Source organism: Micromonospora sp. AMSO12t (assembly GCF_008806585.1).
Taxonomy (GTDB): Bacteria; Actinomycetota; Actinomycetes; order Mycobacteriales; family Micromonosporaceae; genus Micromonospora; species Micromonospora reichwaldensis.
The window spans coordinates 1-14,542 of sequence record NZ_WAAS01000170.1 but is presented as its reverse complement, the minus strand read 5'-3'; the positions used below and the strand labels follow the sequence as shown (position 1 = coordinate 14,542).

General features: G+C 74.2%; 12 protein-coding genes. 7 read left to right on the top strand and 5 right to left on the bottom strand.

Annotation, left to right across the window (positions count from 1 at the left end; all coding sequences use genetic code 11):
* Positions 1–59: 59 nt before the first annotated feature.
* Positions 60–470, bottom strand: coding sequence for a DUF5319 domain-containing protein (locus F6X68_RS22190; protein WP_132230961.1), 411 nt, complete (start codon positions 468–470; stop codon positions 60–62).
* 185 nt (positions 471–655) lie between these two features.
* Between F6X68_RS22190 and guaB the strand changes: the two genes are divergently transcribed.
* The 4 genes from guaB (at position 656) to F6X68_RS22170 (ending at position 6,440) form a co-directional block, all read left to right on the top strand.
* On the top strand, positions 656–2,218 hold the full coding sequence (gene guaB, locus F6X68_RS22185; protein ID WP_151456091.1) for an IMP dehydrogenase: 1,563 nt from the start codon (positions 656–658) through the stop codon (positions 2,216–2,218).
* Positions 2,219–2,249: 31 nt separating this feature from the next.
* On the top strand, positions 2,250–3,368 hold the full coding sequence (locus tag F6X68_RS22180; protein WP_151456090.1) for a GuaB3 family IMP dehydrogenase-related protein: 1,119 nt from the start codon (positions 2,250–2,252) through the stop codon (positions 3,366–3,368).
* Positions 3,369–3,417: 49 nt separating this feature from the next.
* On the top strand, positions 3,418–4,827 hold the full coding sequence (locus F6X68_RS22175; protein WP_151456089.1) for a M1 family metallopeptidase: 1,410 nt from the start codon (positions 3,418–3,420) through the stop codon (positions 4,825–4,827).
* A gap of 155 nt (positions 4,828–4,982) precedes the next feature.
* Complete coding sequence (locus F6X68_RS22170; RefSeq protein ID WP_151456088.1) at positions 4,983–6,440, top strand: M1 family metallopeptidase; 1,458 nt, start codon at positions 4,983–4,985, stop codon at positions 6,438–6,440.
* Between the two features lie 6 nt (positions 6,441–6,446).
* Here F6X68_RS22170 and F6X68_RS22165 read toward each other — a convergent pair whose 3' ends face one another.
* Positions 6,447–7,571, bottom strand: coding sequence for an LCP family protein (locus tag F6X68_RS22165; protein WP_151456087.1), 1,125 nt, complete (start codon positions 7,569–7,571; stop codon positions 6,447–6,449).
* A gap of 136 nt (positions 7,572–7,707) precedes the next feature.
* Here F6X68_RS22165 and F6X68_RS22160 point away from each other — a divergent pair, with 136 nt between their 5' ends.
* The gene (locus tag F6X68_RS22160) at positions 7,708–9,405 is read left to right on the top strand and encodes an FAD-dependent oxidoreductase (RefSeq protein ID WP_151456086.1); all 1,698 of its coding nucleotides are present in this window, start codon (positions 7,708–7,710) and stop codon (positions 9,403–9,405) included.
* A 14-nt stretch (positions 9,406–9,419) separates the two neighbouring features.
* Here the strand turns inward: F6X68_RS22160 and F6X68_RS22155 are convergent, their stop codons facing one another.
* Positions 9,420–10,454 carry a Brp/Blh family beta-carotene 15,15'-dioxygenase gene (locus F6X68_RS22155; RefSeq protein ID WP_192581495.1) on the bottom strand — a complete coding sequence of 345 codons (1,035 nt, stop codon included), beginning with the start codon at positions 10,452–10,454 and terminating at the stop codon, positions 9,420–9,422.
* Positions 10,455–10,479: 25 nt separating this feature from the next.
* Positions 10,480–11,178, bottom strand: a complete 699-nt coding sequence (locus F6X68_RS22150) for a bacteriorhodopsin (RefSeq protein ID WP_192581494.1) — start codon at positions 11,176–11,178, stop codon at positions 10,480–10,482.
* Between the two features lie 286 nt (positions 11,179–11,464).
* On the opposite strand from F6X68_RS22150, the gene guaA reads away from it, so the two are divergent.
* Positions 11,465–13,021 (top strand): glutamine-hydrolyzing GMP synthase, encoded by a 1,557-nt coding sequence (guaA, locus tag F6X68_RS22145; protein ID WP_151456083.1) that lies wholly within the window; start codon positions 11,465–11,467, stop codon positions 13,019–13,021.
* A 7-nt stretch (positions 13,022–13,028) separates the two neighbouring features.
* On the opposite strand, the gene F6X68_RS22140 is transcribed toward guaA, so the two are convergent.
* Positions 13,029–13,346 carry a PspC domain-containing protein gene (locus tag F6X68_RS22140; protein WP_151456082.1) on the bottom strand — a complete coding sequence of 106 codons (318 nt, stop codon included), beginning with the start codon at positions 13,344–13,346 and terminating at the stop codon, positions 13,029–13,031.
* 144 nt (positions 13,347–13,490) lie between these two features.
* Here F6X68_RS22140 and F6X68_RS22135 point away from each other — a divergent pair, with 144 nt between their 5' ends.
* Entirely contained in the window at positions 13,491–14,438 is a 948-nt protein-coding gene (locus F6X68_RS22135) for an NUDIX hydrolase (protein WP_151456081.1), read from the top strand.
* The last annotated feature ends 104 nt before the right edge of the window (positions 14,439–14,542 follow it).

The window sequence follows — 14,542 nt, the reverse complement described above, 5'->3', positions numbered from 1 at the left end:
GCCTCGGGGCGTGGAGCCGGGCGGACGGCCCGGCCCCGCCGGTGCGGCCCCGGCCCGCCTCAGCGTTCGGCGTCGGGTTCCTCGTCGGCGCCCTCGGTCAGGGTGTCGTGCACCCCGTCGGCGTAGCCACGGGCGTAGTCCCAGGTGACGTAGTGGTCCGGGTCCGGGTCGTAGGCCGGCTCGTGCACCCGGGGACGCCCCGAGCTGAGCAGGTGGCGCAGGTTGCCCCGCAGCAGGTCCCAGTCGAAGTAGTGCGGCTCCCGGCAGTCCTCGCACTCGATGACCAGCCCGCGCACCCCGATCGGCGCCAGCAGCGCCTGGTAGATCTCCAGGTCGGCGAGATCCTCCAGCACGTCCTGTCGCTCGACGTCGGTCAGCGGGTCGAGCGGGGCGTCGTCGCCCGGATCGTGCAGGCCGGCGGCCGGATCTGCCGGGTCGCCGTTGAAGGGGTCGATGGGCTCGTCGTGCACCCCCTCACCGTAGACCCAACGCCAGGGCCGCGTCCGCCCCCGCCACCGGTGACCTGGGCTGCCACCGCCCGGGGACGGCCCGTGCCGGTGGGTACGATGGGACGACGCGCCCGTCACCCGGCGTGTGCCGGTGCCCGCCCGCGCCACCTCGCTGAAGCCCGTCCGAGCAGCTCAGGGGAGCAATCGTGGAATTTTCGCCCAGCACCGATCTACCGGCCGGCGCCGACAACGGCGAGCTGGGCGGCCACCTGCCGGAGCTGCCCGCCGGCTCCGCCCGGGTGGTCCCACTCGGGTTGACCTTCGACGACGTGCTGCTCCAGCCGGGCGAGTCGGACGTGGTGCCCAGCCGGGTCAACACGATGACGAAGCTGACCCGCAACATCAGCCTGAGCATCCCGCTGCTGTCCAGCGCGATGGACACGGTGACCGAGGCCCGGATGGCGATCGCCATGGCCCGCCAGGGCGGTATCGGCGTGCTGCACCGCAACCTCTCCCTGGAGGACCAGGCGCTCCAGGTCGACCTGGTGAAGCGCTCCGAGTCCGGCATGATCACCAACCCGGTGACCGCCAGCCCCGACGACACCCTGCGCGACGTCGACGCCCTCTGCGGTCGCTACCGCATCTCCGGGGTGCCCGTCGTGGACGGCGAGGGCCAGCTCGTCGGCATCGTCACCAACCGCGACATGCGGTTCGTCTCCGACCCGGCCACCCCGGTCCACCAGATCATGACCCGTACCCCGCTGGTCACCGCCCCGGTCGGGGTGCGCAAGGAGGACGCGCTCGACCTGCTGCGCCAGCACAAGGTCGAGAAGCTGCCGATCGTCGACGACTCGGGCCGGCTGCGCGGCCTGATCACGGTCAAGGACTTCACCAAGAGCGAGCAGTACCCGAACGCCACCAAGGACGACGCCGGCCGGCTGCGGGTCGCCGCCGCCGTCGGGGTGGGCGACGACGCCTACAAGCGGGCGCGGGCGCTGGTGGACGCGGGCGTCGACGTGCTGATCGTGGACACCGCGCACGGCCACCAGCGGGCGGTGCTGGAGATGGTCGCCCAGCTCAAGAAGGACGTCACCATCGACATCGTCGGCGGCAACGTCGCCACCTACGCCGGCGCCCGGGCGCTGGTCGAGGCGGGCGCCGACGGCGTGAAGGTCGGCGTCGGGCCGGGCGCGATCTGCACCACCCGGATCGTCGCCGGGGTGGGCGTACCGCAGATCACCGCGATCATGGAGGCCGCGCGCGCCGCGCGGCCGGCCGGCGTCCCGGTCATCGGCGACGGCGGCATCCAGTACTCGGGCGACATCGCCAAGGCGCTCGTCGCGGGCGCCGACACGGTGATGCTCGGCAGCCTGCTGGCCGGCTGCGAGGAGAGCCCCGGCGAGCTGATCTTCATCAACGGCAAGCAGTACAAGGCCTACCGGGGCATGGGCTCGCTCGGCGCGATGCAGTCCCGGGGCCAGGCCAAGTCCTACTCCAAGGACCGCTACTTCCAGCAGGACGTGCTCGCCGAGGACAAGCTGGTCCCCGAGGGCGTGGAGGGCCAGGTGCCCTACCGTGGCCCGCTGTCCGCGGTCGCCCACCAGCTCACCGGTGGGCTGCGCGCGGCGATGGGGTACGTCGGCGCGGAGAGCATCCCCGAGCTGCACCGCCGCGGTCAGCTCATCCGGATCACCGCGGCGGGGCTCAAGGAGAGCCACCCGCACGACATCCAGATGACGGTCGAGGCGCCCAACTACCACTCCCGCTGACCATCCCCCCCTGCGACAACTGGAGTCCCCCATGCGTGACGTGGTCGAGATCGGGCTGGGCAAGACCGCGCAGCGCGGCTACCACCTGGACGACATCGCCATCGTGCCGAGCCGCCGGACCCGGGACGTCGACGACGTCTCCACCGCCTGGCAGCTCGACGCGTACCAGTTCGGCATCCCCTGCGTCGGGCACCCGTCGGACGCGACGATGAGCCCGGCCTCCGCCGTCCGGCTCGGCCAGCTCGGCGGCCTCGGCGTGCTCAACGTCGAGGGCCTGTGGACCCGCTACGAGAACCCGACCAAGGTCCTGGAGGAGCTGTCCGGGCTCGACGAGGACGCCCGCACCACGAAGCGGCTCCAGGAGGTCTACGCGGAGCCGATCCGCCCCGACCTGATCGCCGAGCGGGTCCGCGAGCTGCGCGCCGGTGGCGGCACGGTGGCGGTGCGGGTCTCCCCGCAGCACACCCTGGCGCTGGCCCCGGTGATCCTCGACGCCGGCGTCGACATCCTCGTCATCCAGGGCACCATCGTCTCCGCCGAGCACGTCTCGACCACCGACGAGCCGCTCAACCTCAAGGAGTTCATCGCCGACCTGGACCTCCCGGTCGTCGTCGGCGGCTGCACCGACTACAAGACCGCGCTGCACCTGATGCGTACGGGCGCGGCCGGCGTCATCGTCGGCATCGGCGGCGACGAGTGGTCCACCACCGAGTCGGTGCTGGGCATCCGGGTGCCGATGGCGACCGCGATCGCCGACGCGGCGGCGGCCCGCCGGGACTACCTCGACGAGACCGGCGGCCGGTACGTGCACCTGATCGCCGACGGCGACATCGAGACCTCGGGCGACATCGCCAAGGCGCTCGGCTGCGGCGCCGACGCGGTGATGCTCGGCGAGCCGCTGTCGCTCTGCGCCGAGGCGCCGGCCGGTGGCGCCTGGTGGCACTCCGCCGCCAGCCACCCGTCGCTGCCCCGGGGTGCATTCGAGACCGCCGGCGACCCGCTCGGCTCGATGGAGCAGCTGCTCTTCGGCCCGGCCGACGAGCCGGACGGCCAGCTCAACCTCTTCGGTGGCCTGCGCCGCGCGATGGCCAAGTGCGGCTACCGCGACCTGAAGGAGTTCCAGAAGGTGGGCCTGGTCCTCGACCGCTGACCTGCGCAAGCAGCACCACCCGCACCGGCCGCGCCGATAGGCTCGGCCGGTGCGTCGTACCCGCCGTCGGATCCGCCCCGCGCTCGCCGTCGCCGTCGTCGCGGCCCTGGTGTCCCCGGCCTGCACGAGCGGCGACGAGCGGGGCGGCTTCCGGCCCGGGGCGACCGACCTCGGCGACCCGTACGTGCCGGGGGCCGGCAACGGCGGCTACGACGTCGCGGGCTACCGGCTCGCCGTGCGCTACGACCCGGCGACCGACCGGCTCGCCGGGCGGGCCGCGCTGACGGCCACCGCGAGCACCGGGCTGTCCCGGTTCAACCTGGACCTCGCCGGGCTGGACGTGTCGCGGGTGGCCGTCGACGGCCACCCGGCCGGGTCCGCCCGCGACGGCGATGAGCTGGTGGTCACCCCGCGCGACGGCCTTCCCCGGGGCGCCCGGTTCGTCGTCGAGGTGGACTACTCCGGCGTGCCGGCGGCCAAGGCCGACGGGCAGCTCGGCAGCGGCGGCTTCCTGCACACCGGCGACGGCGCGATCGCCCTCGGCCAGCCCTGGTCGGCGGCCACCTGGTTCCCGGTCAACGACCACCCGTCCGACAAGGCCACGTACGACATCGAGGTGACCGTCCCGGACGGGCTGGCCGCGCTGAGCAACGGGGTGCCGGGGGAGAAGACCAGCGCCGACGGCTGGACCACCTGGCGCTGGGCCGAGCGGTCGCCGATGGCCAGCTACCTGACGACCCTGGTGATCGGCGACTACCGGGTGCGTAGCGGCACGCACGCCGGTAAACCGATGGTCACGGCGGTGCCGGCGAGCCTGCCGGAGAACGGGCCGGAGGCCGCCTCGCTGGCCCGCACCGGCGAGATCGCCGACTTCCTGGCCAGCCGCTTCGGGCCGTACCCGTTCGACTCCTACGGCGGCGTCGTGGTCACCGACGCCCGGATCGGCTACGCGCTGGAGACCCAGTCCCGACCGGTCTACGGGCCGGGCTTCTTCCGTGGCGGGCGACCCAACCCGGGGGTGGTCGCGCACGAGCTGGCCCACCAGTGGTTCGGCAACAGCGTGGCGCTGAGCCGGTGGAGCGACATCTGGCTCAACGAGGGCTTCGCCAGCTACGCGGAGTGGCTGTGGGAGGAGCACGACGGCGGTCGTACCGCGCAGCGCAACTTCGAGCTGGAGTACGCCGCGACCGACTGGTCCCGGCCGTCCGTCGACCCCGGACGGTCCCGGTTGTTCGGTGCGGCCGTCTACAAGCGTGGCGCGCTCGCCGTGCACGCGTTGCGCCGCACGGTCGGCGACGAGGCGTTCTTCCGCGTCCTGCGGACCTGGACGGCCGAGCGGCGCGACGGCAACGCCACCACCGACGACCTGATCGCCCTGGCCGAGCGGGTCGCCGGCAAGCCCCTGCGCCCGTTCTTCGACGCCTGGCTCGTCGGCGGGAGCGCCCCCGCACTGCCCTGACGCGGCTCGCGTCGGCGATCGGTAGGCTGCGGCCGGACCCGGCGCGGCACCGCCTGCCCGCCCGCCCCCGTGCGGCGGGGCTGGCGGCACCGACCGGCGCGGGTCCACCACGCTCGCCGGTGGGGCAGCCGGCGACGCAGGGAGGAGAAGAGGCGATGACGCTGTCGCGGCGGACGCTGTGCGCGGGCACCGGCCTGCTACTGGCCGGGATGCTGGGGCTGGCCGGCTGCGGGTCGGCCGAGGAACCGGTTCCGGCCCCGAGCACCGCCGCGCCGGCCGCGCCGCGCCAGTTCCTCCTCGGCGCGGCCGGCGTCGGCGACGCCTACTTCCCGACCTACGGCAACGGCGGGTACGACGTCAGCCGCTACACGGTCAAGGTGCGCTACGACCCGGCGGAGGACCGGTTGACCGGAACCACCACCGTGCAGGCGGCGGCGACCGGCGACCTGTCCGCGTTCAACCTGGACCTGGCCGGGCTGACCGTGCGGTCCGTGACGGTGGACGGGGCCCCGGCGAAGCACGGCCGCAAGGGCGACGAGCTGGTGGTGACTCCGGCCCGTGGCCTGATCGCCGGCAACGGCTTCGTCGTCGAGGTCGCGTACGACGGCAAGCCGGAGCCCCTGCGCAACGAGGTCCTCGGCAGCGGCGGCTTCCTGCACACCGACGAGGGGGCGATCGCGCTCGGCCAGCCCGAGTCGGCGAGCACGTGGTTCCCCGTCAACGACCATCCCTCGGACAAGGCCACCTACGACTTCGAGATCACCGTGCCGAAGGGGCTTACGGCGGTCAGCAACGGTGTGCCGGCGGGAAAGAGCACGACCGGCGACTGGACCACCTGGAAGTGGGCCGAGCGCAGCCCGATGGCGAGCTACCTGAGCACCGTGGTCATCGGGAAGTTCCGGATCACCGAGGGCGAGCACAAGGGACGGCCGGTGTTCCACGCGGTCACCACCGACCTGCCCTCGGGCGCGGCGGACCGGTCGATCGCCGACACGGTCAAGGTGACCGACTACCTGGAGAGCGTCTTCGGGCCGTACCCGTTCGAGGCGTACGGCGGTGTGGTGATCTCCGACGCCCGGATCCGGTACGCCCTGGAGACGCAGAGCCGCCCGGTCTACTCCGCGAGCTTCTTCTCCCGCGGCGAGAACACGGCCGTGGTCGCCCACGAGATGGCGCACCAGTGGTTCGGCAACAGCGTGTCGCTGGCGAGGTGGCAGGACATCTGGCTCAACGAGGGCCTGGCCACGTACGCCGAGTGGCTGTGGGCCGAGCACGACGGCGGGCGCACCGCCCAGCAGGAGTTCGACGCCCGGTACGCGGGCTCCTCAGGCCAGGTGTGGCGGACGCCGCCGGGCGAGCCGGGGGTGGCGAACCTGTTCAGCGAGTCGGTCTACCAGCGTGGCGGGATGACCGTGCACGCGCTGCGGGTGGCCGTCGGCGACAAGGCGTTCTTCGAGATCCTGAAGACCTGGGCGGCGCAGAAGCGCGACGCGAACGCGACCACGGCCGAGTTCGTCGCGCTGGCCGAGCGGGTCTCGGGCAAGCAGCTCGACGACCTCTTCGAGGCGTGGCTGTACGGCAAGCAGCGGCCGGACCGTCCCGAGCGGGTGTGACGACGCTCAGCGCGTGACGCGCAGCTTCGGGTTGGCGGCGAGGTAGGCGTCGGCCCGGCCGGCGCGCAGCTCGGTGAGGAACTTCCGCCCGGTCTGCGTGAGCTCCTCGCCCCGGTAGGCGCTGCCCCTGCCGACGCCCGCGCCGGGCAGGTCGACCAGCACGAACCTCTCCGGCGTGAGCCCGCCGAGGGCGTACGCGACGTCCACGACGCGCGGCCCGCCCGCGTAGACCAGGGTGTCGCCGAGCGCGTCGACCACCTGCTGGACGCGCTCCGGCTGCCGGGCCAGGTCCTCGCCGAGGATCTTCGTGGCCAGCGCCTTGACCAGCTGCTGCTGGTGGCGCTGCCGGGCGTAGCCGCCGCCGGTGACGTAGCGCTGCCGGGCGTAGTCCAGCGCCTGCCAGCCGGTGAGGTGCCGCTCGCCCTTCTCGTAGACCATCTGTGGCCCGGTGTAGCCGCCACCGCCCGGCGCGGGCTCCCGGTGCCGGCCGTCGGGGCGGCGGTGCAGCGAGACCACCCGCTGATCGACGTAGAGGTCCACCCCGCCGAGGCTGTCCACCAGCCGGTCGAAGCCGTTGAAGGTGAGCACCGCGCCGGCGTCGAAGCGCAGCCCCGTGTAGCCGCTGACCGTGCTGCGCAGCAGCTCGTAGCCCTGGGCGGTGCTCGGCTGCTTCGGTCTGCCGGGCACCCGGCTGCCGTAGCTCATCGCGTGGGTGAGCTTGGTCCTGCCGCCGCGGTAGCCGGCCTTCGGGAAGGCCGGGATGTCGACCAGCAGGTCGCGGGGGAGGGAGAAGAGGTACGCCCGGTCGAGTCCCTTCGGCACGTGCAGCACCAGCACGGCGTCCCCGTGCGGCTCCCAGCCCGGCACGCTGACCCGGGTGTCCACCCCGACGAGCAGGAGGTTGAGCGGGCCGGTGATGCCGGCGCCCGGCGTCGCGGTCGGGCTCGGGCTCGGGGTGGGGCTCGCCTGCGGCGTCCCGGTGGCGCCCGTCGGCCCGATCGCGCGCCGCGGCCCGTCGTCGCGGACGAGCCGGGTGACGACGAGGGCGCCCGCGGCCACCAGGACCACGACCGCCAGGGCGGCCAGCCCCAGCACCCATCGCGGGCGTGGCGCCCCTGTCCGCTGAGTCATGCGACACCCCCGGTGATGACAACGCCTCGACGGGGGCGCCGAGTTGTGGGCGGGCGCCTCCGGGATCGTGGACCGGAGCATGATCCCGCGAAATCGGGCGCTGGCGCGATGGCTACCGAGCGGTAATGATGCGGTCATGCGGTACGACGTGCTCGTCATCGGGTCCGGCTTCGGCGGCAGCGTCACCGCGCTCCGGCTGGCCGAGAAGGGCTACTCGGTCGGGGTGCTGGAGGCCGGGCGTCGCTTCGCCGACGACGAGTTCCCGCAGACCTCCTGGCGGCTGCGGCGCTTCCTGTGGGCGCCCCGCCTCGGCTGCTACGGCCTCCAGCGGCTCACCCTGCTGCGCCCGGCCGACCGGAAGGCCGGCGGCGGCGTGCTGGTGCTCTCCGGCGCCGGGGTCGGCGGCGGCTCACTGGTCTACGCCAACACCCTCTACGAGCCGCTGGACGCCTTCTACACGGACCCGCAGTGGCGGGACGTCACCGACTGGCGCGACGAGCTGGCCGGCCACTACGACCAGGCGAAGCGGATGCTCGGCGCCACCACGTACCCGCTCGTCACCCGCGCGGACCGGGCGATGCGGGCGGTGGCCGACCGGATGGGGGTGGGGCACACCCACCACGCCACCCCGGTCGGCGTGTTCATCGGCCGCCCCGGCCAGCGGGCCACCGACCCCTACTTCGGTGGCGCCGGGCCGGAGCGCACCGGCTGCACGCACTGCGGCGCGTGCATGACCGGCTGCCGGCAGGGTGCGAAGAACACGCTGGTCAAGAACTACCTCTGGCTGGCTGAGCGACTCGGCGCGCGGGTGCACCCGCTGACGACGGTCACGGCCGTCCGCCCGGCCGGCGACGGCGGATACGCGGTGCACACGGTGCGCACGGGGGCCTGGCTGCGCGCGCGGCGGCAGGTGATCCACGCCGACCAGGTGGTCTTCGCGGCCGGCGCGCTCGGCACCCAGGGGCTGCTGCACGCGATGAAGGCGGAGGGTGCCCTGCCCGCGCTCTCGCCCCGCCTCGGCGAGCTGACCCGGACCAACTCGGAGGCGATCCTCGGCGCCTCGGTGCCCCGCCGGCAGGCCCGCGCCCAGGGGCTCGACTTCACCGAGGGGGTGGCGATCACCAGCTCGTTCCACCCCGACCCGCAGACCCACGTCGAGCCGGTCCGCTACGGCCGGGGCTCGAACGCGATGGGCCTGCTCCAGTCGCTGCTGGTCGACGGCGGGCCGCGCCGGGTCCGCCGCTGGCTGGGGATCCTGCTGCGCCAGCCCGGCACGGCGGCCCGGCTGCTGTCGGTGCGTGGCTGGTCGGAGCGGACGGTGATCGCCCTGGTCATGCAGTCGGTGGACAACTCGCTGACCACCCGGCTGCGGCGCGGCCCGTTCGGCCGGCACCTGGTCTCCGGGCCGGGCCACGGCGCGCCCAACCCGACCTGGATCCCGGCCGGCAACCAGGCGGCCCGCCTGCTGGCCGAGGAGATCGGCGGTACACCCGGCGGCGCCCTGACCGAGCCGTTCGACATCCCGATGACCGCCCACATCCTCGGCGGAGCGGTGATCGGCGCCACCCCGGCCGACGGTGTGATCGACCCGTGGCACCGGGTGTTCGGCCACCCGGGGCTGCACGTGGTCGACGGCGCGGCGGTCTCGGCGAACCTCGGGGTGAACCCGTCGCTGACCATCACCGCCCAGGCGGAACGCGCGATGTCCTTCTGGCCCAACAGGGGCGACGCGGACCCGAGGCCGCCGCTCGGCGAGCCGTACCGCCGGCTGGAGCCGGTGCCACCGCGCCTCCCGGCGGTGCCGGCCGACGCCCCCGGCGCCCTGCGCAGCTGACCAGGGCCCGGTGGTCACCTTGTCCGGCCTGACGGCTCCGGCCCGCGTCGGTCCGTCCAGGCGACCAGGACCGCGTGCGGGAGGGTCAGCGCGGCCAGCACGGCGAACGTCGCGGGCAGCGGGTCCGACCGGTGGCCGGGCCAGGCGACCAGGACGATCAGCGCGGCGACGGCCACCGCCGTGGGAGCTGCCGCCTGCCGGGCGAAGCGCCGCAGCGGCGGCCCGACCCGTCCGGCCGCCAGGTCGGCCGTGTTACGCGGGTCGTGCCGCAGCAACCGGGCGACGTGGCGGCAGGAGTGCCAGGCCGCGAAGTACGCCCCCACGGCCAGGGCCGGCGGCACGGTGCCGAACAGCCCGGCGAGGAGGACGGGTTCGACGGCGTCGCGGGCGCGTCCGGCGCGGGCGTACCGGATCGCGGTGACCGCGACCGCGCCCAGCACGGTGGCCAGCGCCAGCGCCCGCACCTCGACGGTGAGCAGCGCCGGTGCCCGAGGTGCCACCGCCGCCAGCAACGGGTCGACCTGGTCCCGCCACAGCGCCAACGGGACGACCACCGGCGGTCCCCCGTACGCGAGCATGGCGGTCACCCTCGCCCGGACCGGCCGGCGGTCCCGCTCGGTGTGGAACGCCACGTCGGCGGTGCCGAAGTGGACGACCGACACGAGGAGGAAACCGACCAGCGCCAGGTCCGGCGCGGCCAGGAAGGCCGCCAGCCCGGCGCCGGCCACGGCGGTGTAGACCACCAGCAGCGCCACGCGCGCCGCCAGCGGCCGGGCGCGCTCCGACAGCCGGGCGGGCACGAGATGGTCGACCGCGCCGTGCGGCAGCCCGAGGAGCAGTCCCGCGACCAGGAAGGCCGGCGAGCCGCCCGGCCCGGCGGCGTCGATCAGCGGGGACGACGCCAGCAGTCCGCCGAGGGCGAGCTGCGTCGCCGTGCCGACGCGCCGCAGCAGCCGGTCCGGCCGCCCCGGGCCCTCCGCCGCGCCGGTTGTCGTGCCCGCCGGCGGTCGTCGGGTCCGGGCGGGCGCCCGGTCGTCCGACGCCGGCACCCGGGAGCCGGCTCCGGTGGCCGGGTCAGACGACGGTGAGGTGACCACGGTTTGACAGGGCGCGTAGCCGGCCGAGATCGAGGATGCTCCAGCCCACCTTCGACACGATGGACAGCACGACGAGGAGCAGGCTGGTGGTGGCGGAACTGAACAGGCCGACCCCGGATGGGCCGAGGATCCAGAACACGGGATAGCCCGCCCAGAGCGCGCTGAGCAGCAGTGCGGCCTCCGTGTAGACCCCCGCGATCTCTTCCGGCTGGCGGTGCGCGTGGGCGCGCAGCGGTCCCCAGATCAGGGCGTAGACCGCGAGCAGGGCCAGCACCCCGATCGCGTACAGGGTGTAGCGGGCCGCGCCGTCGGCCGTGAGGTCGGCGAACAGGCCGCTGAGGATCACCACCACGTTCGCCCCGGCGAGGACGCCCATCAGCCGCCAGCAGCGTCCGGGCAGGGAGTGCGTCGCGGTCAGCATCAGGGCCACCAGCAACAGTGGGGCGGTGACCACCCAGTCGACGTACCGCGCCCAGTAGAGCGTGTGGCCGGCCACCTCCGTGCGCCCGCCGCCCAGCGCCATGAGCAGGTACCAGGAGCCGGACCAGAGCGGGATGGCGATCGCCACCCGGTACTCGCTGCGCGGAACGCCCCGCGGGTCCGCGCGCCACCGGCTGAACAGCACGACCCCGCCCGCCATGGCGGCGACGTACATCCACAGCCACCACTCGGTCATGCCCACCCCCGGCCGGCTCCCGGCGTCCCGCGCCCGCCGCTGCTGACGACCCGGGCGTACGGCCGGGCAGCCGCCCGGACCCGTCGGGTCCCGTGCGTGCCCCGGCGGCGGGCGGTACGGACACCGTATACGGGTCAAAAAGCGCATACAGGCCTAATCACTTCCGCCGGAAGGGCGGTGGCGCGCCGGATCGCCCGTACGGTGGGCGACGTCACCTCCGCCGCGACGGCGGCGTGGGGGCGGACCGGCGGGGGGCGCGGCGGCGTCGTCGGTAGGATTTGCTGCCATGAGCACGCCTCGCCCCGTCCTCGTGGTGGACTTCGGAGCCCAGTACGCCCAGCTCATCGCGCGTCGGGTGCGTGAGGCCAACGTCTATTCCGAGATCGTGCCGCACTCGATGCCGGTCGCCGAGATGCTGGCGAAGGACCCGGCGGCGATCATCCTCTCCGGCGGCCCGTCCAGCGTCTACGCGCCGGGCGCCCCGCAGATCGACGCCGGCATGTTCGAGGCCGGGGTGCCGGTCTTCGGCATCTGTTACGGCTTCCAGGCGATGGCCCAGGCGCTCGGCGGCACGGTGGCCCGCACCGGCAACCGCGAGTACGGCGGCACCCCGCTGCGTCCCCGCCTGCTCGACCCGGGCGTGCTGCTCCGCGACCTGCCGGCCGACCTGCCGGTCTGGATGAGCCACGGCGACTGCGTGACCGAGGCCCCGGCGGGCTTCACGGTCACCGCCGAGTCGGCGGGGGCGCCGGTCGCCGCGTTCGAGGACGTGGCCGGCCGCCGGGCCGGCGTGCAGTTCCACCCGGAGGTCGGGCACACCGCGCACGGCCAGGAGATGCTGCGCCGCTTCCTGCACGACATCGCCGGCATCGCGCCGACCTGGACGCCCGAGAACATCATCGACGAGCAGGTCGCCCGGATCCGCGAGCAGGTCGGCGACAAGGAGGTCATCTGCGGCCTGAGCGGCGGGGTCGACTCGGCCGTCGCCGCCGCGCTGGTGCACAAGGCCGTCGGCGACCAGCTCACCTGCGTCTTCGTCGACCATGGCCTGCTGCGCGCCGGCGAGGCCGAGCAGGTGGAGAAGGACTACGTCGCCGCCACCGGCATCAAGCTCAAGGTGGTCGACGCGGCCGACCGGTTCCTCGGCGCCCTGGCCGGGGTCACCGACCCCGAGCAGAAGCGCAAGATCATCGGTCGGGAGTTCATCCGGGTCTTCGAGGCCGCGGCGCGGGAGGTCGCCGCCCACGGCGACGTCGAGTTCCTCGTCCAGGGCACCCTCTACCCGGACGTGGTGGAGTCCGGCGGCGGCACCGGCACCGCCAACATCAAGAGCCACCACAACGTCGGCGGCCTGCCGGAGGACCTGAAGTTCGCGCTGGTCGAGCCGCTGCGCACGCTGTTCAAGGACGAGGTCCGGGCGCTCGGGCTCCAGCTCGGCCTGCCCGAGGCGATGGTCTGGCGGCACCCGTTCCCGGGCCCGGGCCTGGCCATCCGGATCATCGGCGCGGTCGACCAGGAGCGGCTCGACCTGCTCCGGCGGGCCGACCTGATCGCCCGCGAGGAGCTCACCGCCGCCGGCCTTGACCGGGGCGTCTGGCAGTTCCCCGTGGTGCTCCTGGCCGACGTGCGCAGCGTCGGCGTGCAGGGCGACGGCCGCAGCTACGGGCATCCCGTGGTGCTGCGGCCCGTCTCCAGCGAGGACGCGATGACCGCCGACTGGTCCCGGCTGCCCTACGAGGTGGTGGCGCGGATCTCCACCCGGATCACCAACGAGGTCGCCGAGGTCAACCGCGTGGTGCTGGACGTCACGAGCAAGCCGCCGGGCACGATCGAGTGGGAGTGATCCCGCCTCACGCCGCCGGCGGATAGGTCGGCTGCGTGGGCGGCGCCACGGTCGGCTGCGCCACCGTGGGCGGCGGGGCCTGCGCCGGGTGCGGCCAGGCGGGCGCGTCGGCCGGCTCCTCGGGCATCAGGAACCACATGATCGGGTACGCGAGCAGCGCGAGCCCGCCGGTGAGCAGGCCGGTGACCGCGAAGACCACCCGGACCAGGGTGGGGTCGACGGCGAAGTACCGGCCGAGGCCGCTGGCCACTCCGGCGACCATCCGGTCCGTGACGGGGCGACGGAGCTGCTTGTACGGGGGCTGGGGAGGGGCGGTGTAGGTCATGTCTCCACGGTCCGCGCCCGTCGTCGGGCCGTCCTCGGTGACCGCCCGGATCCCTACCCTGACCCGCCCCTGAGGCGCGAGCATTCAGTCAGGAATCTGACTCTTTTCGATGGAGGTAACCCGGGCCGGGGAGAATTTGCCCCCGTGACCACCATGCTGGAGCCGCTCCGCAGGATCGCGGCATACGCAGTTTGTGCTGATTCAGTCGGCCGGGTGTTGCTGGTCCGCGCATCGGAGCGCTCCGGCACCCCCGGCACGTGGTCGCTGCCCGGCGGGGCGGTCGACCACGGTGAGGATCCCCACCACACCGTCGTCCGGGAGACCGCCGCCGAGACCGGCCTCTCCGTCACCGTCGCCGGCCTGCACGACGTGCTCGCCGACATGCGGGCGCTGCCGGAGCGGGGCATCACCATCCACACCGACCGCCTGATCTACCAGGTCTCGGTCCGTGGCGGGACGCTCGCCGACCGGGTCGACCGGCCGACCGACCTGGTTCGCTGGTTCACCCCGGCGGAGGCCCGCGAGCTGCCGCTGCGGTCGTTCACCGCGCGGGCCCTGGGCCTGCCCGCCTCGTCCGCCGACATCGTTCCGGACGAGGCGCCGGAGTTCCCCTCGTTCTACGCCGTGCCCGGCCCCGACGGGCTGCACCGGGCCCAGCGCTTCGCCGCGTACGCCGTGGTGACCGACCCGGACGACCGGGTGCTGCTCACCCGGGTCTCCGACGGCTACCCGGGCGCGGGCTGCTGGCACCTGCCCGGCGGCGGCACCGACTACGGCGAGCAGCCCGGCGCGGCCCTGATCCGGGAGCTGGTCGAGGAGACCGGGCAGACCGGGCGCCTCGTCGAGCTGCTCGGGGTGGCCAGCCACCGGGACGCGGCCTCCCTCGGCCCCGAGGGCTACCCGATCGACTGGCACGGCGTCCGCGCCTTCTACCGGGTCGTGGTCGACAAGCCGGCCCCGCCCACCGTCGCCGACGTCGGCGGCTCCACCTGTGAGGCCCGCTGGTTCGGCCGCGAGGAACTGGGCGCCCTCCCCACCGACCGCCTGACCGAGGTGACGGCGGAAGCCGTCCAAGCCGCCCGCCTGGCCTGACCGCCCGGCCCCCTGTTCCTTGATCACGAGGTCGACCGGACGGCACGCCGGACCCGCTGCGGCTAACCTCATGATCGACGGAACGGGTCGGCGCGGGCGGGGGA